This window comes from Rhizobium sp. O111 (genome assembly GCF_055616315.1).
In genome coordinates, this window is sequence record NZ_JBSHXL010000001.1 from 3,935,629 (window position 1) to 3,959,121 (window position 23,493).

Here is a 23,493-nt window from a genome sequence, read left to right on the forward strand (position 1 = left end):
GCAAGGCCAAGGTCAATTGCAAAGCGGCGGCTAAATCGCTAGATACGCCGCAACTCCACAGGATTCATAGCATGGCCGAAAGTCTCGCCGAGGCGGTTTCCCGCCGCCGCACATTCGCTATTATCGCCCACCCGGACGCGGGCAAGACGACGCTGACCGAAAAGCTGCTGCTGTTCGGCGGCGCCATTCAGCTCGCCGGTGAAGTCAAGGCGAAGAAGGATCGCATCCAGACCCGGTCGGACTGGATGAAGATCGAGCGCGAGCGCGGCATCTCGGTCGTCACCTCGGTGATGACCTTCGAGTACGAAGGCAATGTCTTCAACATTCTCGACACGCCAGGCCACGAAGACTTCGCCGACGACACCTATCGCACGCTGACGGCGGTGGATGCGGCCGTCATGGTCATCGACGCCGCCAAGGGTATCGAGCCCAGAACGCTGAAGCTCTTCGAAGTCTGCCGCATGCGCGACATCCCGATCATCACCTTCATCAACAAGATGGACCGCGAGAGCCGCGATCCCTTCGAGATCCTGGATGAGGTCGAAGAGAAGCTGGCGCTCGATACCGCCCCGGTCACTTGGCCGATCGGCCGCTCCAAGACCTTCTGCGGATCTTACAACCTCGCGAACAACACTGTTCGCGGCTCCGATACCGAAGTCGAGGGAACGCCGGTCAACGGCCCGCAGGCCGTCGCCGACCGTCTGCCGGAAAATGAGCGCTCGGCCTTCGTCGATGAGACGGAACTGGCTATCGAAGCCTGCCGCCCCTTTGACCGCAAGGCCTTCCTCGAAGGCCACCTGACGCCTGTCTTCTTCGGCTCGGCGCTTCGCAATTTCGGTGTTCGCGATCTCATCAACGCGCTCGGCGATTTCGCGCCGCCGCCGCGCGACCAGGTCGCCGATATCAGAACCGTGCATGCCGCCGAAGACAAGATGACGGCCTTCGTCTTCAAGATCCAGGCCAACATGGACCCCAACCACCGCGACCGCATCGCCTTCGCCCGCATCTGCTCCGGCAAGCTGGAGCGCGGCATGAAGGCGCGTCTTGCCCGCACGGGCAAGCAGCTCGGCCTCACGGCGCCGCAGTTCTTCTTCGCCTCGCAGCGCCAGTTGGCTGACACCGCCTTTGCCGGCGACGTCGTCGGCATCCCGAACCACGGGACTCTCAGAATCGGCGATACGCTGACGGAAGGCGAGGCACTGGTGTTCCAGGGCGTGCCGAACTTCTCGCCGGAAATCCTGCGCCGCGTGCGCCTGGAAGACGCGATGAAGGCGAAGAAGCTCAAGGAAGCCCTGCAGCAGATGGCCGAAGAGGGCGTCGTGCAGCTTTTCTCGCCGGAAGATGGTTCGCCGGCTATCGTTGGCGTCGTCGGCGCCCTGCAGCTCGACGTCTTGAAGGAGCGCCTGTCGGCCGAATACACGCTGCCGGTCTCGTTCGAAATGTCGCGCTTCTCCGTCTGCCGATGGATTTCCTCGGACCAGCCGGCCGAGCTTGAGAAGTTCCTCAACGTCAAGCGCGGCGATATCGCGCGCGACCTCGACGGCGACCCGGTCTTCCTGGCGCAGGACAGCTTCTCGCTGCGCTACGAATCCGAACGCTTCCCCGCGATCAAGATGGTCGCGATCAAGGAATATCACGTCGCCAAGGCGGCGTGATTATGGTCACGCTTTCGTTATGATGGGAAAGGGGCGCTGCTTGCAGCGCTTCGCCATATTCCATCGGATATAGCGTCATGACATAGTGGCTCCGATTTCATCGGGAAGCCACCATGCTTAAACTCGCCAGCACCGTCCTCGTCGCCCTCTTCATGGTCTTCAGCGCCGAAGCCTTCGCCCGCCCGTTCACCGATGCGGGCGGCCGCACGGTGGAAATCCCCGATCACGTCACTCGCGTGTTGACGGCGGGGCCGCCGGCCTCGGTGCTGGTCTATGTGCTGGCGCCGGACAAGCTCACGGGCTGGGTGCGCGAGCCGAGCGCCCAGGAAAAGCAGTTCCTGGCGCCATCGGTGCAGAACCTCCCCACCTACGGCCGGCTGACGGGGCAGGGCGGCACCGCCAACATGGAGGCGGTGATCGCCGCCAAGCCCGATCTCATTATCGATGTCGGCACGGTCAACCCGACTTATGTTTCGCTGGCCGACAAGGTGCAGCAGCAGACCGGCATTCCCTATGTCCTGATCGACGGCAGCTTCGAGAAGACGCCGCAGACCTTGCGCGAGGTCGGCGACCTGCTCGGCGTCGCGCCGCGCGCGCAGGAACTGGCCACCTACGCCGAGACGACGCTGAAGACCCTTCATGACGGCCTGGCAAAGCTTCCCTCGGACAAGCGCCCAAGAGTTTATTACGGGCGCGGTCCTGAAGGCCTTGAGACCGGTCTGTCAGGCTCCATCAACATGGAGATGCTTCAGGCTGCCGGCGCCGACAATGTTGCAGCCGCCGCCGGCAAGGGCGGGCTCACCAATGTCTCGCTGGAACAGGTGCTCGGCTGGAACCCCGATATCATCCTCGCCGCCTCGCCCAAGTTCGCCCAGGCCGTCAAAGGCGATCCATCCTGGGCAAGCGTAGAGGCGGTGAAGAGCGGCAAGGTGTTCACCGCGCCCGCGCTTCCCTTCGGCTGGTTCGATTCTCCGCCCGGCATCAACCGCCTGATCGGCATCCGCTGGCTGGAGACGCTGCTCTATCCGGAAGGCTTCGATGGCGATCTGAAAGCCGACGTGCGGGCATTCTTCAAGCTGTTCTATCAGGTGGATGTCGGCGATGCTGATCTCGACACGCTGCTGAAAGGCGCGCTACCGTCGTCGAAATGAGCAAGGATAGGCAAACCGCCGGCGGAAGCTGGAAACTGATCGTTTTCGGGGCTGCGCTCGTGCTGCTGCTGGCAGTGCTCTCGATGGCGATCGGCAAATATGCCGTGCCGCCCTCGACCATTCTGCGGGCGCTGGCAGCCGGCATCACCGGCACGCCATCCGATATCGATCCGATCCAGCAAACGGTGATCTGGAACGTGCGCCTGCCGAGGGTCGCCGCCGCACTGCTGATCGGTGCGGCACTGTCGGCGGCCGGCGCCACCTATCAGGGCCTGTTTCGCAATCCGCTGGTCTCGCCGGATATTCTGGGTGTCTCCGTCGGCGCCAGCCTCGGCGCGGTGCTGGCGATCTTCATGGAAATGCCGGTCGCGATCATCCAGCTCATGAGCTTCTGCGGCGGCCTTCTTGCGGTCGGCGCGGTTTATGCCGTGGGTGCAGCGGTGCGCGGGCGTGATCCGGTGCTGACGCTGGTCCTGGCGGGCGTGGCGATCGGCGCTCTGGTCGGCGCCGGCATATCGCTCATCAAGATCCTCGCCGATCCCTATGACCAGCTGCCCGCCATCACCTACTGGCTGCTCGGCAGCCTGACGGCCGTCACCCGTGCCGATGTCGGCTCCATCCTGCCGGCAATCATACTCGGCCTCGTCCCGCTCGTCCTGTTGCGCTGGCGCATGAACGTCATGACGCTGGGCGACGAGGAGGCGCGTACGCTCGGCATCGATACCCGGCTAACAAGGCTGGCGCTGATAACGGGAGCAACGCTCATCACCGCCGCTTCCGTCTCGATCGCCGGCATCATCGGCTGGATCGGCCTTGTAATTCCGCATGTCGCGCGGCTGCTTGTTGGACCCGATTTCCGTCGGCTGCTGCCCGCCTCGATCCTGCTCGGCGGCGCCTATCTGCTTGTCGTCGATACGCTGGCCCGCAGCATCGCGATGATCGAGATCCCGCTCGGCATCCTGACGGCCGTGGTGGGCGCTCCGTTCTTCCTGTTCCTGCTCGCGTCAGGTAAAAGGGGCTGGTCATGAGGGACAAGTCATGACGCTCGAACTGCGCGATCTCGCTTTCGGCTATGGCGCCCGCACGGTCGGTCAGGGCGTCACGCTGACGCTTGCACGGGGCGAGGTTCTGGCGCTGCTCGGGCCGAACGGCGCCGGCAAGACGACGCTGTTCAAGACCATGCTCGGCCTGCTGCCGGTGCAGGTGGGCGAGATCGTCCTCGACGGCGTGCCGCTCACCTCGCTCAGTCGGGCCGATCGCGCCAAGCGTATCGGCCATGTCCCGCAGGCGCATGCAGCACTCTTTCCTTTCACCGTGCGCGACGTGGTCCTGATGGGCCGCGCCGCGCACCTCTCACCCTTCGCCGCCCCCGGCGCCACGGACCGCGCCATTGCAGACGAGGCACTTGCCCGGCTCGGCATGACGCATCTGGCCGATCGCCCCTATACGGAGATATCGGGCGGTGAGCGGCAGATGGTGCTGATCGCCCGCGCGCTGGCGCAGCAGCCGGGCATTCTCGTGATGGACGAGCCGACAGCGAGCCTTGATTACGGCAACCAGATGCGCGTGCTCGCGCATATCCGCCGTCTGGCGCGGGAGGGCATGTCGATCGTGCTTTCCACCCACAATCCCGACCATGTCTTCATGGTCGCCGATCGGGTAGCCCTGCTGCACGAGGGCAAGCTCGCCGGGCTCGGGCCGCCGCAAACGGTGTTGACGCCGCAGCGGATCAAGCAGCTTTATGATGTCGATGTGGTCATGGGCGTTCTGCCGGGTGGCAATGCGCCCGTCTGTTCGCCTCGCCTGGATGTAGGAGAAGATTGATGGTGCGCGAAAACGAAATCCGGAAAAACGAAGTGGCGGTCGATGCGCCGGCTGCGACCGATGCCGGCCTGGTCTTCATCGGTCGCATCCGCACACCCTGGACGTCCCGTATGGAAACCCCGCGCCAGGGGCGGCATGACGGGCCGATCTGCCGGATCGAGATATTGGAGCCCTGGACGCAGGCGCTGCAAGGCGTCGAGGCCTTCGAGCGGCTGGAAATCCTCTACTGGCTGGATCGCTCCCGCCGCGATCTCGTGCTCCAGAGCCCGGCCAATTCAGGCAAGGTGCACGGCACCTTCTCGCTCCGCTCCCCCGTCCGCCCCAACCCGATCGGCACCTCCATCGTCAAGCTGGAGGCGGTGGAGGGATCGACACTTCTGGTGCGTGGCATGGATTGCCTCGACGGCACGCCGCTGCTCGACCTGAAACCGGATCGCACCCTCTTCAAACCGATCGCCCCGCCGCAGCCCGGCGATTTTCAGACGGGCGATGAGGGTACGGCGCATTATTGCCAGAAGGCGTGATCGCTGACGTCGCGCCCGCGGCCCCCTCATCCGCCCTTCGGGCACCTTCTCCCCGCGGGGGAGAAGGGGATGACGGCAAGCCGCCCACCACGAGTCTCTTCTCCCCAGCGGGGAGAAGTGCCGGAGCGACAGCGAGGCGATGAGGGGGCCACACGGCACACCGCCAGCCATCGCCTGCGGAGAAGCCGAGTCCTACCACCACCCCTGCGACCTATCGCCATCGTGAACGCTTTGCCGCCCATCCGTCATTGTCCCGATGCCATCCGAACGGTAGCTATCGTCCTACGGCCCGCCCAGCCTTCCAGCATGGGTAGCCGTTGTTTTATCGATTAGGAGCAATCAATATGATCGAAGTTATTGCCGCCTTCCGTGCAAAGCCCGGCAGCGAGGATAAGCTGCGTGAAGCGACGCTCGCCATCGTCGAGCCGACCCGTCGCGAGGAAGGCTGCATCCAGTTTGTCGTCCATGAGGACACGGATGCGCCCGGCACATTCTTCATTCGCGAAAGCTGGCGCGACCAGGCAGCCCTGACCGCGCATTTCGAGCAGCCCTACCTGAAAGCCCTCGTGGAACTCCACAAGGACATCCTGGCCGAGCCGCTCAAGTTGCATAACCTCAAGGTCTACGCCTGAGGTATCGAGACAATGTCGCCGTTGACCTCAGTCGACGGCGACCATCACGTCGGAAGCCTTGACCACGGCATAGGCGTCGGAGCCGACGGTCAGCCCGAGTTCCTTGACCGCCTCGTTGGTGATCGACGACGTGACGATAGAGCCGCCGCCGATATCGATACGCACATGCGCCGTCGTGGCGCCAAGCGTGATTTCGACGACCTTGCCCTTGAGGCGGTTGCGTGCGCTGATTTTCATGAGAGTTCTCCTTGTTTCGGTGGCGGAACTTAGCGATTCGCCACCGAAACGGCAATCTTACTCGCCGCGCGGATAGCGCTGGTTTTCCTCCAGTACGTTCAAGTCCATGTGATTGCGCATGTAGCGCTCCGAGGCGCGCTGCAGCGGCTGGTAGTCCCAGGGATAGTAGGCGCCGTTGCGCAGCGCCTCGTAGACCACCCAGCGCCGTGCCTGGCTCTCGCGCACGGCGGCATCGAAGCTCGCAAGGTTCCAGCGCTTTTCCGCCTGCGCGGTCAGATGCGCCAGGGTGTCCGCATAGGCGGGATCGCTGGCGAGATTCTTCAATTCCTTGGGGTCGGCGTCGAGATCGAAGAGTATCGGCGCGTCAGCGTCACAAAGCGTCAGCTTGAACTTGCCGTCGCGAAGGCCGACCAGCGGCGCGATCGAGCCCTCGGCTGCATACTCCATCGGTACCGGCCCGCGTCCGCCGGTTCCTGTGGCGAGCGGCGTCAGATCCTCGCCGTCGGTCCATGGCTTAAGCTTGGTGATGTCGATGCCGGCGAGCGCCGCCAGCGTCGGCGTCACGTCGAGCGTCGAGACCGGCTGGCTGATGAGCTTCGGCTCCCAGCCGGGCGCTGCGATTGCCAGCGGTACGCGCGCGGAACCGTCGAAGAAGCACATCTTGAACCACAGCCCGCGCTCGCCCAGCATGTCGCCGTGGTCGGAGACGAAGAGGATGACGGTATCTTCGGCCATCCGCCCGCGCTCAAGAACGTCGAGCAATTCGCCGACCTTCTCGTCGATATAGGAGATGTTGGCGAAATAGCCGCGCCGTGCGTTGCGCACCTGCTCGCGGGTGATCTCGAAGGCGTCGTAATCGCAGGCCTTCAAGAGCCGCTGCGAATGCTGGTCCTGCTCCTCGAAGGGGATGGTGCCGACTTCAGGGTCGAGATGAGGGCAATCCTCGTAGAGATCCCAGAACTTGCGGCGCGCCACATAGGGGTCGTGCGGATGCGTGAAGCTGACCGTCAGGCACCAGGGGCGATCGTCCTGCCGGCGCGAGAGGTCGTAGAGCTTGCGGGTCGCGTTGTAGGCGACCTCGTCGTCATATTCCATCTGGTTGGTGATTTCGGCGACGCCCGCGCCGGTGACCGAGCCGAGATTGTGGTACCACCAGTCGATGCGCTCGCCGGGCTTGGTGTAGTCGGGCGTCCAGCCGAAATCGGCCGGATAGATATCGGTGGTCAGCCGCTCCTCGAAGCCGTGCAGCTGGTCGGGACCGACGAAATGCATCTTGCCCGAAAGTGCGGTGTGATAGCCGGCCGCGCGCAGATGATGCGCGAAGGTCGGAATATCGGAGGCGAATTCGGCGGCGTTGTCGTAGACGCGGGTGCGGCTCGGCAACTGCCCGGACATGAAGGAAGCCCGCGCCGGAGCGCAGAGCGGGCTTGCCGTATAGGTGTTGGCAAAGCGCACGGAGCGCTTCGCCAGCGCTTTCAGATGCGGCGCGTGAAGAAACTCGGCCGGCCCGTCGGGAAACAGCGTCCCGTTATACTGGTCGACCATCAGGATGAGAAAATTCGGGCGCGACATGCTGGGTATGGGTCCTTGGAAAGTATCAGAGGCCGAGGGAGGTCTTGACTGCGTCCGCAGCGGGCTTGCCGTCAAGCGTCGTGACGCCTGACAGCCATGGGTCGATAGCGGTCGGATTGGCCTTCAGCCATGCGGTCGCCGCAGCCTTCGGGTCCTCGCCGCCGAGAATCGAGCCCATCAGCACGTTTTCCATGCTGAGGTCGAACTTCAGGTTCTTCATGAACGTGGCCGCGTTCGGGCATTTCGCCGACCAGCCGGTGCGGGCCAGCGTATAAATCTCGGCGCCGCCGAAGTTCGCGCCGAAATAGGCGTCGCCGCCGGAGAGATAGGTGATCTGGAATTTCTCGTTCATTGGATGCGGCGCCCAGGCGAGGAACACGACAGCGCCCTTGTCCTTGGAGGCACGCTCGACCTGCGCCAGCATCGCCTGCTCGCCGGATTCGACCAGCTTCCAGTCCTTGAGGCCGAAGTCGTTGGCGTCGATCATCTTCTGGATATTGCCGTTGGCAGGCGCGCCCGGCTCGATGCCGTAGATCTGCTTGCCGAACTCGTCGCCATGCTTCTGCAGGTCGGCAAAATCCTTGATCCCCTTGTCGGCCACATAGGTCGGCACGGCGAGCGTGAACTTCGCGCCCTCGAGGTTCTTGTTCATCACCTCGACAGCCTTTGCGGCGTTAAGGTCGTCGATGAAGGATTTCTGCGCCGGCATCCAGTTGCCCAGGAAGACGTCGATCTCTCCGTTCTTCATCGACTGGTAGCCGATCGGAACCGAGAGCGTCTTGACGTCGGGCTCGTAGCCGAGTGCCGTCAGGATCACGGAAGTGACGCCATTGGTGGCGGTGATATCGGTCCAGCCGGGATCGGACATGCGGATCGTCTTGCACGACGCGTCGTCGGCGGCAGCGGCCGACCCGACGGCCAGAGCGGAAAGCACAACGCCGGCGGCAAGACGGCGGATCATGGAAACTGCTGTCATCTCATTTCCCCTTTTTTGTCATTTGATAGTTTTATTGAACAACACTAGCATCGTCCCTGTGAAGGCAGCTTTTTTCGATGGTTCCCAACAGGATTTTTTATGGCAGAGCGGCCGGTCGATCTGGGATGGATGCGCATTTTCGCGGAGATCGGCGGCGTCGGCAGCCTGTCGGCCGCAGCCGGCGCGCTCGGCCTCACCCAGCCAGCCGTCAGTTACCAGATCCGCCGGCTGGAAGAGCAGATCGGCGTCACGTTGCTCAAGCGCCAGCATCGCGGCGTCGAGCTGACGCCGGAGGGGCAGCGGCTTTTCGATCTGGTCGCAAGAAGCGTCGATGAGATCGATCAGCTGACGCGCAGGCTTCGCAGCGAAAAGGAGCGACCCTCGATCCGCCTGCATACGGACTACGCCTTTTCCGCGCTCTGGCTGATCCCGCGCATGCACGCGTTTCGGCTGGTCCATCCGGATACGGATATCCAGATCATCGCCACGCAGCGCATGGAGCGGCATCGGTCGGGAGAAGGCGACGTCTCCGTCGTCTTCGGCACCCGCGCCGAATTCGGCCGCGACGCGAAGCTTCTGCTGCCGGAAAAGGTGGCGCCCGTTTGCAGCCCCGGCTTCATCGAGCGCAACGGCCCCTTCGAAACACCCGCCGATCTCGCCCGCAACAGGCTGATTCACCTCGACACGGCGGCGCCATCGCCCTGGTTCGATTGGCGCAGCTATTTCGCCGAACTCGGCATCGGGCGCGAGGCCTTTGCTGGGCAGGGCGATCTCAGCTTCAACACCTATTCGCTGGTGGTGCAGGCAGCGCTGGGCGAACAGGGGCTGGCGCTCGGCTGGATGGGGCTGGTCGACACGCTGCTGTCGACCGGCATTCTCTCTCTGGCCGGCCCGACGCTGGAAGCGCCGGATCGCGGCTATTTTCTGCTGCAGCCGAAAGGCCGCACGCCCGGGAGCGACGAACTCGGCGCCTGGATGCTGGCCGAAGCCGGTCTCTGACATCCCTATTTTTAAGCGGCAGAAGGTCAGGCGGCCAAATCCTGCAGGAAGTCGTCGCACCAGCGCGAAACGTCATGGACCGTGAGATAATCCATCATCCGCTGCCAGCGTTCCTTGCGCTCCTCGAGCGACATGTTCAGCGCCCGCGCGATCGCGTTGGCGGTCCCCTCGATGTCATAGGGGTTGACCAGAAGAGCGCCCTTCAGTTCGCGGGCGGCACCCGCAAAGCGTGATAGAACCAGTACGCCAGGATCCTCGGGATCCTGCGCCGCGACATATTCCTTCGCCACGAGGTTCATCCCGTCGCGCAGTGGCGTCACGAGGCCCACTCTCGCAAGCCGATAGAGCCCGGCAAGGATGGGCCGGCTGAGCGAACGGTTGATATAGCGGATCGGCACCCAGTCCACGGTGCCGAGCGCGCCGTTCACCCGGCCTGCCTGTTCGGCCACGGTGCGCTGCATCTGCTCATATTCGGGAACCTCCGAGCGCGATTTCGGCGTCACCTGCAGATAGGTCACGTTGCGCTGGTGGGCGGGGTTGTTGAGCACGAAGCGCTCGAAGGCGTCGATGCGCTGCGTCAGGCCCTTGGAGTAATCGAGCCGGTCGACGCCGATGATCAGGTCGCGGCCGATGATGCTCTCCTTCGCCTTGTGCACCATGGCGTGGGTCACCGCCTTGCGGGCGAATTTCGCGAAGGCCTCGGTCTCGATCCCGATGCCATAGGCACCGCCCTTGAAGATCTTGTCGCCGGAGTTGAAGCGGCCATCGCCCAGCGCGTCGCCCATCTCCTCGCGACGCAGGCAGCCGGCGAAATTCTCAAGGTCGTGGTCGGTCTGGAAGCCGACGAGATCGTAGGCGGCAAGCCCGCGCATGATCTCCTCATGCACAGGCATGGTGAAGAGCACGTCGGCCGGCGGCCAGGGGATGTGGTGGAAGAAGCCGATGCGGTTCTTCACGCCCATCTGCCGGAGCTCGGCGGCAAGCGGGATCAGATGGTAGTCGTGGATCCAGATCGTGTCGTCTGGCTCAAGCATAGGCGCCAGCCGGTGGGCGAAGAAGCGGTTGACGCGGAAATAGCCGGTCATCTCCTTGCGGCCGTATTCCGCGAGATCCAGTCTATAATGGCAGATCGGCCAGAGCACGCGGTTGGCGAAGCCGAAGTAATATTCCTCGACATCCTTTTCGGTCAGATCCGTCAACGCATAGGTGATCCGGCCATCCTCGCTGATCTGCAACGGACCTGGCTCGGTCTCGCCGCTCGACTTGCCCGACCAGCCCATCCAGATGCCGCCGCGCTGCTGGAGCGCGGCCTGCAAGGCCACGGCAAGCCCGCCGGCAGCCGCTGCCGCTCCGCCCTTTTCGGGAACGGGCACACGGTTGGAAACGATGACAAGACGGCTCACGCAATATTCCTTTCAAAAACGGCAGTACGCAAAAATGGCAATCGATAGGTCGCGATCATCAAACGGCGAGATGCGCGATGAGTTCCCTCAGGGCAACCGCAGTCGGCAGCGTCAGCTGTGCGGCTGTGCCGGAGAGAGGCGCGCCGACGCGGATCGAATGCCCGTCCAACCGGTTGGCGACATGGAACATCGCTTCATCGGTGATGTCGTCGCCAATGGCGATCGGTCGGCGGCCCGCGAACGGCGCCTCGGAGAGAAAGGTCTCCACCGCATGCCCCTTGTCGGCGCTGGCGGGGCGAATTTCGAGCACCATCTTGCCGCGCTGCAGCGTCCAGTTCTCGCCGGCCTTGCCGAGAAACGTCTCCATCAGCGGCTCGAGCTCGGCCTGCCGCTGCGGCGCAAGCCGATAGTGGGCGGCGACCGCGGCCCCCTTGTCTTCGATCAGCACGCCATCGAAGCCTGAAGCTTCCTTGCGCAGATCAGCCTTGAGTTTCTCGAAATGCGCGGTCGGCTCGGCCTGCTCGATCCGTCCGTCCGCGCGGCGAAGCTCCGCTCCATGCAGGCCGGCGATCGGAAACTGGTAGGGGGTAAAGAGCTTGTCGGCATAGGGCAGCGCCCGTCCCGTCACCAGCGCCATGGCGCCACCGAGCTTGCGCGACAGCTGATCGAGTTGCTGCGGCAGGGCAGGGGGCACGACAATGCCATCGGGCGTGTCGGCGAGATCGATCAAGGTGCCGTCTATATCGAGAAACAGCGCCCAATCGGCGGCCGAGGAACGGAGCAGATTGAACAGAAACGAGGTTCCGGAAACCTGCTGCGGCTTCAGGGTTCGGGATGGCTGCGCTGGATAGGACATGTGGTCTAAATGTGGCAGCAAAGCCCGATGGCAACCCTAAAAAGTCATCGCGACCCCTTGGCGGCGTCTCGCGCGGACGTTCGCGATCCCTCAATCTCCCGGCGTCACAGGGGCATTGGCCGCATAAAACGCCTTCGCGTCGCGCGTAAACAAAGCGCCCTGATCGCTGCGTGTGTAGAACATGTGCCCGCCCTGATAGACCTTCAGCCCCACCCGGTTGGCGGCAAGCGAAGCTGGTAGATGGTCGACGACATAGCGGCTGACGCCATAGGGCGTCACGAGGTCGCTATAGCCATGCGCGATCAAAAGCCGGAAGCTTGGGACGGCTGCGAGAAACTGCCTGATATCGCCGGTCACACTTGCCTGAAGGCGCGACCCGCCACCCCGGCGTCCCCATTCCCACTGACGGTTTATGTCGCTGTCGAGCAGCGAGTAGGTCATCTCCGTCTTGAAGCCGAGCTCGTTGCGGGCGTAGTCGGAAAAAGCGCCGCCATAAGCGCGGGTGAAGCCGTCAAGGATGGCGTCGTCACCCCTTGCGTCAGCGGTCTCGGGAAACGCATCGGGCGTGGTAAAGGCCGCGTCATAGGGACTAGCAACCAGTCCGTCGCTCTTGCCGATCTCCTTGGCGAAGGCGTTGCCGAGGAAACCACGGCTCTTCTCGACCACATCCTCAGGGATACCCGTCATGGCAGAGAGCTTGGAATAAAACGCCTTTGCCGCATCGCCCGTGGGCGCTGCTCCCGCAAGCGTCGTCAGATAGTCACCGAGCGCGAACCGCTCCGCCTCGCGCTGTTTCGTCTCGTCGAAGGCCTTTTTCCGATCCATCTGAGCTGCCGCCAGCGACGGCAACTCCAGCGCCGCGCCGAGCGCGAATTCGTCGGCGCCGAACATCAGCTGTCCCTCAAGGAGCGGCGACAGCATCACCGCACCCGAGATGATGATGCCCTGCGTATCCTTGAGCGCGCTCGCCACCTTCGCCGCCCGGAAGCCGCCGTAGCTCTCGCCGAGCAGATATTTCGGCGAGGACACCCGGTTGTTGTGCGTGACATAAAGCGCGATCGCCTTGGCGACGCTCTCGGCGTCGGCATTCACATTGTAGTATTTCGAGGCATCATCGGGCTTCACCGTCCGGCTCCAACCGGTACCAACAGGGTCGATCAGCACGAGGTCGGTGAAGTCGAGCCAGCTGTTGGGGTTGTCGACCAGCCTGGCTCCCGCGCCGTCATCGCCCTTCGGTCCGAAGTCGACCATGCGTGGCCCGACGAGACCCAGATGCAGGAAGGCCGAGGCAGCGCCCGGGCCACCGTTGAAAGCGAAGGTCAGCGGCCGGTTGGGCCCGCCGTCCTTCTTGACGTAAGCGGTGTAGAAGATCGCCGCCGTCTGCGCGCCATCCTGGCCGAACATGTCGAGCGTTCCGGCCGTCGCGGTATAAGCGAACTTGCGGCCATCGAGAGTGATCTCATGCTCGGTGACGGAATCCGCCGGCAGCAGCGTCAGCACGCCCTCGCGCGATCCGGCTGATGGCCGCGCGGCGTCTTGCGCATAGGTCAGGGATGGGCCGAGTGCAGTGGTGAGCCCGGTGGCCAGGATGGTGGCCAGGACAATGGATCGAAAGCGCACGACTGTTCCTCCGCGAATGCCATCTTTGCACGGAGCCTAGCATCGGCGCCGCCGCAAATGGCATCAACAGATGGTGAAGGCCTCAATCGGCGGTTTTCTCGACCGTCCGCGCATTCACATGCAGCGCCCGCCCGGCGTTCCAGCCGTTGAAGGCGGCCCCCGCTCCGAGCGCCACGAACAGCACCGCGCACCAGGCAAAGCTCCCCGTCCAGCCGCGAATGAGGCCGACGACGAGCGGCCCGATGGCGGCGAGCAGATAGCCGACGCATTGCGCCATGCCGGAAAGATGCGCCGCCACATGCGGATCGCGCGAGCGCAGCACGATCGTCGTCATCGCCGCCGCGATCAGCCCGCCCTGGCCGATGCCCTGAAGTACCGCCCAGAGCCAGACCGTCGAAAGCGGCGCGAAGAGCAGCCCCAGCAAAGCGACCACGGCAATGCCGCAAAGCGCCGCGTTGATCACCCGCTGATCCTTGCCGCGCACCGCGATCTGCGGCGCGACCAGGCACGAGGCCGCCTGCACCATGACCGAGACGGAAACGATCGCGCCGGCCGTGACGCCATCCATGCCGCGCTCGCGCAGGATCGGCACCAGCCAGCCGAAGACGCAGTAGGCGAGCGCGGACTGCAGCCCCATGAACAGCGTGACCTGCCAAGCAAGCCTGTCCCGCCACAGCCCCTCGACGGAGAAGCCGCTGCGCTTCACCTGCGCTTTCGTCGACAGCACCTGCGGCAGCCAGATCAGGCCGACCACGAGGGCAGGCAGCGCCCAGATCGCCAGTGCCGCCGCCATCGAACCGCCGAAGGCACGCTCAAGCGGCAGCGTGAACCCCGCCGCGCCGGCCGCACCCGCGCAGAGCGCCATGGTGTAGAAACCCGTCATCAGCGCCGCGCGATCAGCGAAATCGCGCTTCACCAGACCGGGCAGCAGAACATTGCCGACGGCAATGCAGGCGCCGGCGAGCGCCGAACCGATAAACAGCAGCGGGATGGAGGAGAGGCCGCGCAGCGCCGTTCCGAGCGCCAGTAGCAACAGCACGCCAAGCAGCGTCCGCTCGGCGCCGATGCGTTGCGCGAGCTTCGGCGCCAGCGGCGAAAAGGCGCCGAGGCAGACGACCGGCAGTGTCGTGAGCAGGCTGGTGCCGAGCGCCGACAGTCCAAGCTCGCTGCGGATTTCGGGCAGCAGCGTCGAGGCGCTGGAAAACAGCGGCCGCAGGTTGAACGCGATCAGCACGAGGCTAGCACCGAGCACGAACCGTCCTGTCGCGCTCGTTCCGATCGGCGGCTGCGGTTGCGGCACGCTGTCTGCTTCCGCATCGATCAGCTGCTCCTCGGCGTGGTCGTAGAGATGGGCGGCGTCTTGCGAGGGGGTCGTCATGAAAGGATCATCCGGTCGAGAGCTGTAATTACGGGAGCCATGAAGGCGCGCACCGCCGCATCCGCTTTTTCGGCGTCGCCGGTGGCGATCGCGTCGATGATGGCGGCGTGGGCCTGCATGTCGGGCTCGGGAATATCCTCGCCCAAAGTCGCCTCGATGGTCTCGGCGATCGAGGCGGAGAAGAAGTCGTAAATCTCGATCATCGCGCGGTTTTGCGAAGCGGCGATCACCGCCTTGTGGAAGGCAAGATCGCGCTCGATGAAGGCAATCTTGTCGCCGTCGTCGAAATTGCCGCGGCTTTCCAGCAGCTTGCGCAACGTCGTGATCGTCTGCGGCGTATGGCGCAGCGCCGCCAATCTCGCGGCCTCGACGTCGAGCGCGCATCGCGCCTCGAAAAGATCGCGGAGCCCGGCGCGCCGCGCCATGGTCAGCGGCAATGCGGTATCGGTGGTCGAAAGCACATAGGTGCCGGACCCCTGCCGCGTCTCAAGCAGGCCTTGCGAGACGAGCACGCGCACGGCCTCGCGCACCGTGCCCCGGCTGACGGAGAGCATAGCGGAGAGCGCGGCCTCGTTGGGCAACTTGTCACCGACGGCCCAGCGTTTGGCAAGGATCTCGGCGCGGATCGCCTCTGTCGCGGTTTCCGCGAGATTGGTTTTGGAAAGCGGCTGCATAGGCGCCTCATAAAGTCATCCGATGACTTTATGAATAGCGATGGAATTGCCTTTGGTCAATTAGCGACCTGAAACGGAAAAAGGGCCGCGCTAGCGACCCTTTCCATGAGTTTTGGCCTGTAAAACCGGCCGGACCGCTATGGCGATCCCAGGAAGGCGGGTTTCAGAGCGAGGGCTGCCTCGCCTTCATCACCACTTCCAAGCCCGTTACGAGGTCCGAAATCTCATTAGACATTGGATCACCTTCCTTTCGTTCTGTTTCCGATAGAAGAAAGGTAAGAGCATTTCAGCGGGATGCAAGGCCTAATTTGGTGGTAATAGAGATTGCAACCAAGGGATGATATTGCTTGCGGCGTGAGTGGCAAAGCAGCGTCCGCCGCGCCAGCCGGCGGGATCGGGGAAGATGGGCAACCTCGACCGCGGCGATCGGCCTCGCCCTCTCACAAGGAGGTGAGCTATGTGGTTTCCACTTAGCGTCACGTTTAGGGTAAGAAAAACCCGGACCAGCTGGTCGCTCGAGGTCCGGGTTAGCTTCATAACCTAAACAAGTGGGAGGCAGGCGCCAACCTGCCTCCCACTCCTTGAATATAAGCCATTCCCTCATTTTCATCAAGACACCGCACGCAGTGCTGGTGGTCCGCGTCCGGTTCGCGCGGAGCGCCCACAACCCCGTTCACAAAACAAAATGCTGCATTGCCGAAGTTGATCGCCGTCAATGTCAGAAAAACGTCATGTTCGGCTTGCAAGCCACATGCTTGTTTAGTTCTTATTAACCATCGGATTCGACAATCGTCGATGCGTTTCAGCATTGTCCTGCCACGATCAGGGCGGGTTGCGGAGTGAATAGCATGTGTCGCTGGGCAGCCTATCGCGGAGAACCCCTCTATCTGGAGGAGCTTGTCTCTTCTCCTGCGCACTCCCTGATCGAACAATCCCACTGCGCCACCCGCGCCAAGACGGCGACCAATGGCGATGGTTTCGGCATCGCCTGGTACGGCGATCACCCCGAGCCCGGTCGCTATCGTGATACGCTTCCTGCCTGGTCGGACTGCAACCTGAAAAGCATTGCGCGGCAGATCCGCTCACCGCTGTTTCTTGCCCATGTCCGCGCCGCGACCGGCGGCGGCACGCGGCGCGACAACTGCCATCCCTTCGTTTTCGCCAACTGGTCCTTCATGCACAACGGCCAGATAGCGGGCTTCGAGCGCCTGCGCCGGTCGATGGAGGCGATGCTCGACGATGACCTTTTCAACGCACGCGGCGGCACCACCGATTCCGAGCTGATGTTTTTGCTCGCGCTCCAGTTCGGCCTGCGCCAGACGCCGATCGCCGCCATGTCGGAAATGATCCGCTTCGTCGAGGGACTGTCGGAAAATATCCTCGGCTCGGCGCTCGTGCGCTACACGGCGGCCTTTTCCGACGGCAATGCGCTCTATGCCATCCGCTACGCGACCGATCGCAAGGCGCCGACGCTCTATGCCTCTCCTGTTGGCAAAGGCTATTGCCTTGTCTCCGAACCGCTCAACGACGATGTCGACGCCTGGGCGGAAATTCCGGATGGCAGCGCCGTCACGCTGACCGATAAAGGCCTCGACGTCACGCCGTTCCAGCCGGTCGCAGCACCGGCCAAATCCGCTCCCGTCGCTATCCCCGCCTGAGCCTTTCGGCGATCGTCTCCGCAAGCTTCATCGCGACATCCTCCTTAGCCATGTCGGGCCATTGATCGATGCCATCGCGCGTGACGATCTTCACGCGGTTGCGCACGCCACCCATGATGCCGGTTGCCGGCGAGACGTCGTTGGCGACGATCATGTCGGCGCCCTTGCGCTCCAGCTTCGCCTTCGCATTGCTGTCGACATCCTGCGTCTCGGCGGCAAAGCCGACCACGAGCTTCGGCCGCAGCGTGTGATGCCCGATCGTCTTCAGAATGTCCGGGTTTTCGGTCAGCGCCAGCGTCGGAATGGACTCGCCGGGATGCTTCTTGATCTTCTGGTCGGACGCGGATGCCACGCGCCAGTCGGCCACCGCCGCAACCATTACCGCGATATCGGCGGGCAGCGCGGTCAGCACCGCGTCGCGCATATCCTCGGCGCGCTCGACATGAATGGTCTTCACACCGGTGGGGTCGGCGATCGTCACCGGGCCCGCGACCAGCGTCACATCCGCGCCAAGCCGGGCCAGCGCCGAAGCGATCGCGTGGCCCTGCCGGCCGGATGAGCGATTGGCGATATAGCGCACCGGATCGATCGGCTCATGCGTCGGCCCCGATGTCACGATCGCCTTGCGCCCGGCAAGCGGCTTAGGGCTGGTGTCGAGCAATCGCTCCACCGCGGCGACGATGTCGAGCGGTTCGGCCATGCGGCCCACGCCCGCCTCGCGGCTTTCCGCCATCTCGCCGGCCATCGGCCCGATGAAATGGACGCCGTCGTTGTTGAGCGTCGCGACGTTCCGCTTGGTCGCGGCATTGCTCCACATATGCGGGTTCATCGCCGGCGCCAGAAGCACCGGTCGGTCGGTGGCAAGCAGCACCGTCGAGGCGATATCGTCGGCCAGCCCGTTCGCCATCTTCGCCATCAGGTCGGCGGTCACAGGCGCCACCAGCACGAGGTCGCAATCGCGCGCCAGCCTGATATGGCCGACATCCTGCTCGTCCTGCCGTGAAAACAGATCGGTGAACACGTGGTCGGCGGCGAGTGCCCCGACAGCAAGCGGCGTGACGAACTGCTGCGCGCCCGCTGTCATCACCGGCCGGACCGAGGCGCCGCGCTCGCGAAGGCGGCGGATCAGGTCGAGGCTCTTATAGGCCGCGATGCCGCCGGAGATGATGAGGAGGATGCGTTTGCCGCTGAGAACCATGCCTTCTATCCAACCTGGAATTGACTGGAAGAACCCTAAGCCTTTGGCGGATAATAAGCAATCGACGCGAGCAGTTCGTGCCGCCGCTCACGCGTGCTGCTGTTGTCTGACATGGCTGAAGATCGCGATCGCCATGCCGACGCCCGCAAGCTGCAGCAACGAGCCACCGGCCTCGGCAAGCGTCGGAAGCCGCTGTTCGAAGACGAAGCCGAAGATCAGTCCGAACACCGTTTCGGCAACGATCAACTGTGCGGCCAAGGCCAGCGGCAGCCTCTTCGAGGCGATCATCCATAAAAGCGTGGCGAGCCACGCGCCGGCAAGCCCCATGATCAGGGACCACAGCAGGAAGCGCATGAGGTCGATATCGGTGTAGACGATCGGCGTGTTCAGCGATGTCAGCGGGATCAGCACAAGGCTGCCGAGCCCGGCGCCGATGCCCTGCAGACCCGTCCATTGCAGGATGTCGGGCGCATCGGGTGATTGCATCGTGGCGGTACTGGCCAACCCGTAGACGACCCAGAGAACAAGTCCGATCGCCGCGGACGCGATGCCATAGGCGATCATCACCCGGTCGCCCGTTGGCGTCGATGCGAAGACGGCGACATTGACCCAGGCGATCCCGGCCGCGATCAGCATCAGCGGCAGCGCAAGCAGACGCCAGGAAACGGAACGGTCCCGGAAGTTGGCGATCATCGCCAGGATCACGGGCATCGTCCCGATCACCAGCGGCGGAATGGCAGCGCCTGCGAACCGGACGGCATAGGCGACGCTGATGAAATAGCCGACATAGCCGATACCGCCGAGCAGCAGCGCGGTGATCATCGGCTTGAGCTTGATGCCGCGCGGCCGGAAGCGGGGGTGAACCATCAGCACCACGCTTGTCAGCGCGAACAGGCCATACCGCGCCACGGTGAGGTCGAGCGTCGTGAACGGCGCGATGGCGCGCGGCACGACAAAGGTCAGCCCCCACAAGGCGCAGGTGGCGATGCCGCAGAGAATGCCGAACAGCATGGAGGTCTCCGGAACGGATAGAGCCGCAGGAAATGGGAAGGAATCGGGATAGGCGAAGAGCTGGAAATGCCACTATGCCTGATATCGCACGCGCGCAAGTGTCCACCTACGACATGGCGCAGGCGGGAAGGGGACAGCTCGGGATTGCAAATCGTTCGAGAGCGCTCCGATAGCGAGGTGGCCAAAGGTCGCATCCCCCGGCACCGATCGCCTAAGCTGATGAATAGATAGAAAGAATGCAGCCTTGGCGTCGCCGGCCGGCCGCGTGACATTGTCCGCGCGCTGTGGCATGCAGCGGATATGGGGATGATCAGGACAGTTTTGGGGGACAGGGTATCGGCAAGCGCCATCACGCTGCTCGTCGCCCTCCTGCTGCTGATCCAGGGCCTGCTCTCAGGCCAGGCGCAGGGATCGATGGCGAGCGCCGCCATGGATCCCCTGCAGTCGATCTGTTCCATGGCCGGCGAAAGCGTCATCGACCACGTCGATCATGCCGAAAACACCAACGACGGCACATCGCATGATCGATCGCATGGCAAGGCCGCCGATTGCCCCTGCTGCACACTCTGTCGTCTCGCCGCCCACGCAATGCCGGCCATCCTCGGTGCGGACACTGCGATCCTCCACGTCGATGCCGTCGGCACAGCCGCGATTGTCTTCATCGCCGGCAACGCCATCACGCCCAGCCTGCGTGGCCTGATAGGCCAACCGCGCGCGCCACCAAAAACCTCCTGACGTCCGATTGCCGGCGCTCTCAGTGCCGGCTTCCTTCTTCATCATCAGGAGACATATCATGTCCGATTTCACCATCGGTCGGGAAGGTGCGAGCGCTGCCGTGCGTTCCCCGTCCGATCTTTATCGCGCCGTCTGGCGCTGGCATTTCTACGCGGGTCTTCTCGTCCTGCCCTTCATGCTTTCGCTCGCCGTCACCGGCGCGCTCTATCTCTTCAGGGACGAGATCGACAATGTCGTTCATGCCGATCTGAAGCGCGTCGCAATCAGCCAGCAGGCAACGCGACCGCCATCCGTGATGGTGGATGCCGCCCTTGCCGCCCATCCCGGCACCGCAATCAAGTTCACCGATCCCGTCGACCCCGGCGCGTCGGCGGAAATCACCATCAACACCGCGGCCGAGGGCAATATCGCCGTCTATGTCGACCCCTATAGCGGCAAGGTGCTCGGCGCGTTGCCCGATCGCGGCACGATCATGTGGACGGTCCGCTATCTCCACAGTCTCAAATATTTCGGCTCCGTCACCCGCTCGCTGATCGAGATCGCGGCTGGCTGGACGATCCTGCTTGTCGGCACCGGCATCTATCTCTGGTGGCCGCGAAAGCAGACGGGAGGCGTGCTCAGCATTCGCGGCACGCCGCGCAAGCGTGTCTTCTGGCGTGATACCCATGCTGTCCTCGGCCTTTTCGTTGGTGGCTTCATCGTCTTTCTCGCCGTCACGGGCATGCCCTGGTCCGGCGTCTGGGGCGCCAAGGTCAACGAGTGGGCGAACGGAAACAACTTCGGCTATCCGGCCGGTGTGCGTGTCGCCGTGCCGATGTCGGACGAACATCTCGATCATATCGCCAAGACCACATGGTCGCTCGAGCAGGCGCAGGTCCCGCAATCCCCGGCCCACCAGCACGGCGCGATGCCGATCAGCCTGGATGAAGCCGTCGCCACCTTCGACCGCCTCGGCCTGCATCGCGGCTACGCCGTCAACATCCCCACGGATGCGATGGGCGTCTACACCGGCTCCGTCTATCCGGATGATCTTGCCGAGCAGCGCGTCGTGCATCTCGATCAGTTCACGGGAAAACCGCTGATCGACATGAGCTATGCCGATTACGGCCCGCTCGGCAAGGCGCTGGAGTGGAGCATCAACGTCCATATGGGGCAAGAGTTCGGGCTGGCGAACCAGCTCGTCCTGCTCGCCGCCTGCATCGGCATCGCGGTGCTCGCGGTATCCGCCGGCGTCATGTGGTGGAAGCGCCGCCCGGCAGGCTCGCTCGGCGTCCCGCCCATGCCATCGGACAAGCGGGTGTTTCGCGGTCTGATCGCCATCCTCGCCATCGGCGGCATCATCTTCCCGCTGGTCGGCCTGTCGCTCGTCGTCATGCTGGCGCTCGACTGGATTTACGTCAGAACCCGCCGCCGGCGATCGATCTGAAAGCCGTGAGGAGGCATCGTCGATGCCTCCTCACTCCCTATTCCTGAACGATCCCGACGCAGAAATCGATGAACGCCCTGACCTTCGCCGGCACATGCTGGCGGGAAGGATAAAAGGCGTAAAGCGGGAAGGTCTCGTCGGGCCAGTCAGGAAACAGGTCGATCAGCTGACCGCTTTCCAGATAGTCCTGCATCCCAAGCGAAAACACCTGCGCGATGCCGATCCCGGCAAGGCAAGTGGCAAGCGTCGTGCCGGCGTCGTTGACGAGAATGCGTCCGCGCGTCTCGATCGGCACGACCTCGGCACCACGCCGCAATTCCCATTCGAAGGGACGCCCTGTGAGTGAATCCCGGAACTGGATGCAGGTGTGGTCGGCAAGATCGCCGGGCGCCATCGGCCGCCCGTGTTTGGCGAGATAGGAAGGTGCCGCGATGGTGATCACCCGCGTGCGCATCAACAGCCTCGAGATCAGCGTGGTCTGCGCGGGATCGCCGAAGCGCACCGCCACGTCCATGCCGTCGGCCACCAGATCGCCGATCTCGTTGCGGGTGATGATCTCGATCTGCAGCTCGGGATAGAGATCGAGAAACGCGCCAAGCCTGGGTCCCAGAACCAGTCGCGAGAAATACGGATCGACATTGACCCTGAGCCGCCCGCGCACCGACTGCGCCACGCCCGAGGCTGTCATCGCCGCCTCCTCGATACCGCTCAGCAACGGCGCCACCTGCTCGTAAAAGCGGGCGCCGTCGTCAGTCAGGCGCATGGTGCGGGTGGTGCGGTCGAGCAGGCGCAGACCGATGCGGCCTTCCAGCCGGGCGATGGCGCGGCTGACGCCCGACGGAGACAAGCCCATCGCGTCCGCCGCCCGCGCGAAGCTGCCGCTTTCGATCACCGCCGCCAGTACGCTCACCCCGTTCAGCAATCGTCCGTCGAACATCGATACATCCGTGATTTTCAGTCACCAATACAATGATATATGCGCACTTCAATCAAAGATCGGAAAGGATCATTTTGCGGGCGAACGGAAAACTGAACCAAAGGAGTTTCCAATGTTCGCCATTACAGGAGTAACCGGACAGGTCGGCGGCATCGTCGCCACGCAGCTGCTGCAGGCCGGTTTGCCGGTCCGTGCCATCCTGCGCAACGCCGAAAAAGGCAAGGCCTGGCACGAGAAGGGCGCCGAACTGGCGCTCGCCGAAATGACCGACGCCGAAGCGCTGACCGCCGCCTTCGCCGGCGCCGAGGGCGTCTTCCTGCTGATCCCGCCGACCTTCGACCCGACATCAGGCTTCCCCGAAGTCCGCGCCGTCATTGACGCATTGAAGACGGCGCTGCTGCGGGCGCGGCCAGAGAGGGTCGTCTGCCTCTCCACGATCGGCGCGCAGGCCGAGGAGCCGAATCTGCTCAGCCAGCTGGGCCTCGTCGAGCAGGAACTCTCAACATTGCCGCTGCCGATCGCCTTCCTCCGCGCCGCCTGGTTCATGGAGAACGCCGCCTGGGATGTGGCGGCCGCGCGCGAGGCCGGCGTCATCGCAAGCTTTCTCCAGCCGCTCGACCAGGCCTATCCGATGGTCTCGGTCGCCGATGTCGGCGAAAGGGCCGCGTCATTGTTGCGGGAGAACTGGGCCGGCAAGCGCATCGTTGAGCTGCAGGGGCCGGAGAAGGTAACACCCGCCGATATCGCCGCCGCCTTCTCCAAGGTTCTCGGCAAGCCGGTCAGCGCGGAAATCGTCGCGCGCGACGGCTGGGAAGAGCTGTTCAAAGGGCAGGGGATGCGCAACCCGATCCCGCGCATCCGCATGATCGATGGTTTCAACGAGGGCTGGATCCGCTTCGAAGGCCAGCCCGAGAGAGGGTCGACAACGCTGGAGACAGCCATCCGCCGGCTGGTCGAAGCCGCCTGACACAAACGAAAGGCCGCGGACGAAACATCCGCGGCCTTTCCATATCAATCAGACACTCGA

22 protein-coding genes are annotated in these 23,493 nt (G+C 63.8%); 11 read left to right on the top strand and 11 right to left on the bottom strand.

Annotated elements, in window-relative coordinates; genetic code table 11:
* Window positions 1-71: 71 nt before the first annotated feature.
* From ACVTFQ_RS19660 to ACVTFQ_RS19685, 6 genes are all read left to right on the top strand, one after another.
* Complete coding sequence (locus ACVTFQ_RS19660; protein WP_111563214.1) at window positions 72-1,655, top strand: peptide chain release factor 3; 1,584 nt, start codon at window positions 72-74, stop codon at window positions 1,653-1,655.
* A 113-nt stretch (window positions 1,656-1,768) separates the two neighbouring features.
* Window positions 1,769-2,806 carry an iron ABC transporter substrate-binding protein gene (locus tag ACVTFQ_RS19665; RefSeq protein WP_111563215.1) on the top strand — a complete coding sequence of 346 codons (1,038 nt, stop codon included), beginning with the start codon at window positions 1,769-1,771 and terminating at the stop codon, window positions 2,804-2,806.
* The gene (locus ACVTFQ_RS19670; RefSeq protein WP_111563216.1) at window positions 2,803-3,834 is read left to right on the top strand and encodes a FecCD family ABC transporter permease; all 1,032 of its coding nucleotides are present in this window, start codon (window positions 2,803-2,805) and stop codon (window positions 3,832-3,834) included. Before ACVTFQ_RS19665 ends, ACVTFQ_RS19670 begins: the two co-directional genes overlap by 4 nt.
* 10 nt (window positions 3,835-3,844) lie before the next feature.
* A complete protein-coding gene (locus ACVTFQ_RS19675; RefSeq protein ID WP_112436378.1) occupies window positions 3,845-4,630 on the top strand; it encodes an ABC transporter ATP-binding protein in 786 nt (261 codons plus the stop codon).
* Window positions 4,630-5,154 (top strand): tRNA (N6-threonylcarbamoyladenosine(37)-N6)-methyltransferase TrmO, encoded by a 525-nt coding sequence (tsaA, locus tag ACVTFQ_RS19680; RefSeq protein WP_111563218.1) that lies wholly within the window; start codon window positions 4,630-4,632, stop codon window positions 5,152-5,154. Before ACVTFQ_RS19675 ends, tsaA begins: the two co-directional genes overlap by 1 nt.
* Before the next feature lie 344 nt (window positions 5,155-5,498).
* Window positions 5,499-5,786 (top strand): putative quinol monooxygenase, encoded by a 288-nt coding sequence (locus ACVTFQ_RS19685; protein WP_047506953.1) that lies wholly within the window; start codon window positions 5,499-5,501, stop codon window positions 5,784-5,786.
* 27 nt (window positions 5,787-5,813) lie between these two features.
* Here the strand turns inward: ACVTFQ_RS19685 and ACVTFQ_RS19690 are convergent, their stop codons facing one another.
* From ACVTFQ_RS19690 to ACVTFQ_RS19700, 3 genes are read right to left on the bottom strand one after another with little or no spacing between them, the layout of a single operon-like run.
* Window positions 5,814-6,023, bottom strand: coding sequence for a TOBE domain-containing protein (locus tag ACVTFQ_RS19690; protein ID WP_018898137.1), 210 nt, complete (start codon window positions 6,021-6,023; stop codon window positions 5,814-5,816).
* Between the two features lie 57 nt (window positions 6,024-6,080).
* Window positions 6,081-7,595 carry a choline-sulfatase gene (gene betC, locus ACVTFQ_RS19695; RefSeq protein ID WP_111563220.1) on the bottom strand — a complete coding sequence of 505 codons (1,515 nt, stop codon included), beginning with the start codon at window positions 7,593-7,595 and terminating at the stop codon, window positions 6,081-6,083.
* 25 nt (window positions 7,596-7,620) lie between these two features.
* Window positions 7,621-8,571: a choline ABC transporter substrate-binding protein gene (locus tag ACVTFQ_RS19700; RefSeq protein WP_111563221.1), complete on the bottom strand. Its 951-nt coding sequence runs from the start codon at window positions 8,569-8,571 to the stop codon at window positions 7,621-7,623.
* A gap of 99 nt (window positions 8,572-8,670) precedes the next feature.
* On the opposite strand from ACVTFQ_RS19700, the gene ACVTFQ_RS19705 reads away from it, so the two are divergent.
* Window positions 8,671-9,570, top strand: coding sequence for a choline sulfate utilization transcriptional regulator (locus ACVTFQ_RS19705; protein WP_111563222.1), 900 nt, complete (start codon window positions 8,671-8,673; stop codon window positions 9,568-9,570).
* Between the two features lie 26 nt (window positions 9,571-9,596).
* Here the strand turns inward: ACVTFQ_RS19705 and otsA are convergent, their stop codons facing one another.
* The 5 genes from otsA to ACVTFQ_RS19730 all read right to left on the bottom strand — a co-directional run bounded on the left by otsA (window position 9,597) and on the right by ACVTFQ_RS19730 (window position 15,501).
* Window positions 9,597-10,973: an alpha,alpha-trehalose-phosphate synthase (UDP-forming) gene (gene otsA, locus ACVTFQ_RS19710; protein WP_111563223.1), complete on the bottom strand. Its 1,377-nt coding sequence runs from the start codon at window positions 10,971-10,973 to the stop codon at window positions 9,597-9,599.
* Window positions 10,974-11,031: 58 nt separating this feature from the next.
* Complete coding sequence (gene otsB, locus ACVTFQ_RS19715) at window positions 11,032-11,829, bottom strand: trehalose-phosphatase (RefSeq protein ID WP_111563224.1); 798 nt, start codon at window positions 11,827-11,829, stop codon at window positions 11,032-11,034.
* A 90-nt stretch (window positions 11,830-11,919) separates the two neighbouring features.
* Window positions 11,920-13,449 (bottom strand): S10 family peptidase, encoded by a 1,530-nt coding sequence (locus tag ACVTFQ_RS19720; RefSeq protein ID WP_111563225.1) that lies wholly within the window; start codon window positions 13,447-13,449, stop codon window positions 11,920-11,922.
* 82 nt (window positions 13,450-13,531) lie between these two features.
* On the bottom strand, window positions 13,532-14,827 hold the full coding sequence (locus ACVTFQ_RS19725) for a CynX/NimT family MFS transporter (protein ID WP_111563226.1): 1,296 nt from the start codon (window positions 14,825-14,827) through the stop codon (window positions 13,532-13,534).
* Window positions 14,824-15,501 carry a FadR/GntR family transcriptional regulator gene (locus ACVTFQ_RS19730; RefSeq protein WP_111563227.1) on the bottom strand — a complete coding sequence of 226 codons (678 nt, stop codon included), beginning with the start codon at window positions 15,499-15,501 and terminating at the stop codon, window positions 14,824-14,826. Before ACVTFQ_RS19730 ends, ACVTFQ_RS19725 begins: the two co-directional genes overlap by 4 nt.
* 848 nt (window positions 15,502-16,349) lie before the next feature.
* On the opposite strand from ACVTFQ_RS19730, the gene ACVTFQ_RS19735 reads away from it, so the two are divergent.
* Window positions 16,350-17,159 (top strand): class II glutamine amidotransferase, encoded by an 810-nt coding sequence (locus tag ACVTFQ_RS19735; protein WP_111563228.1) that lies wholly within the window; start codon window positions 16,350-16,352, stop codon window positions 17,157-17,159.
* Here the strand turns inward: ACVTFQ_RS19735 and coaBC are convergent.
* Complete coding sequence (coaBC, locus tag ACVTFQ_RS19740) at window positions 17,146-18,357, bottom strand: bifunctional phosphopantothenoylcysteine decarboxylase/phosphopantothenate--cysteine ligase CoaBC (RefSeq protein WP_111563229.1); 1,212 nt, start codon at window positions 18,355-18,357, stop codon at window positions 17,146-17,148. The two genes, ACVTFQ_RS19735 and coaBC, sit on opposite strands and share 14 nt — an antisense overlap.
* A gap of 87 nt (window positions 18,358-18,444) precedes the next feature.
* Window positions 18,445-19,368 carry a DMT family transporter gene (locus ACVTFQ_RS19745; RefSeq protein WP_111563230.1) on the bottom strand — a complete coding sequence of 308 codons (924 nt, stop codon included), beginning with the start codon at window positions 19,366-19,368 and terminating at the stop codon, window positions 18,445-18,447.
* 306 nt (window positions 19,369-19,674) lie between these two features.
* Here ACVTFQ_RS19745 and ACVTFQ_RS19750 point away from each other — a divergent pair, with 306 nt between their 5' ends.
* Window positions 19,675-20,103: a DUF2946 family protein gene (locus ACVTFQ_RS19750; protein ID WP_313760000.1), complete on the top strand. Its 429-nt coding sequence runs from the start codon at window positions 19,675-19,677 to the stop codon at window positions 20,101-20,103.
* A gap of 58 nt (window positions 20,104-20,161) precedes the next feature.
* Window positions 20,162-21,529: a PepSY-associated TM helix domain-containing protein gene (locus ACVTFQ_RS19755; RefSeq protein WP_112436376.1), complete on the top strand. Its 1,368-nt coding sequence runs from the start codon at window positions 20,162-20,164 to the stop codon at window positions 21,527-21,529.
* A 37-nt stretch (window positions 21,530-21,566) separates the two neighbouring features.
* Here ACVTFQ_RS19755 and ACVTFQ_RS19760 read toward each other — a convergent pair whose 3' ends face one another.
* A complete protein-coding gene (locus ACVTFQ_RS19760) occupies window positions 21,567-22,466 on the bottom strand; it encodes a LysR family transcriptional regulator (protein ID WP_111563233.1) in 900 nt (299 codons plus the stop codon).
* 112 nt (window positions 22,467-22,578) lie between these two features.
* On the opposite strand from ACVTFQ_RS19760, the gene ACVTFQ_RS19765 reads away from it, so the two are divergent.
* Complete coding sequence (locus ACVTFQ_RS19765; protein ID WP_111563234.1) at window positions 22,579-23,433, top strand: NmrA family NAD(P)-binding protein; 855 nt, start codon at window positions 22,579-22,581, stop codon at window positions 23,431-23,433.
* The last annotated feature ends 60 nt before the right edge of the window (window positions 23,434-23,493 follow it).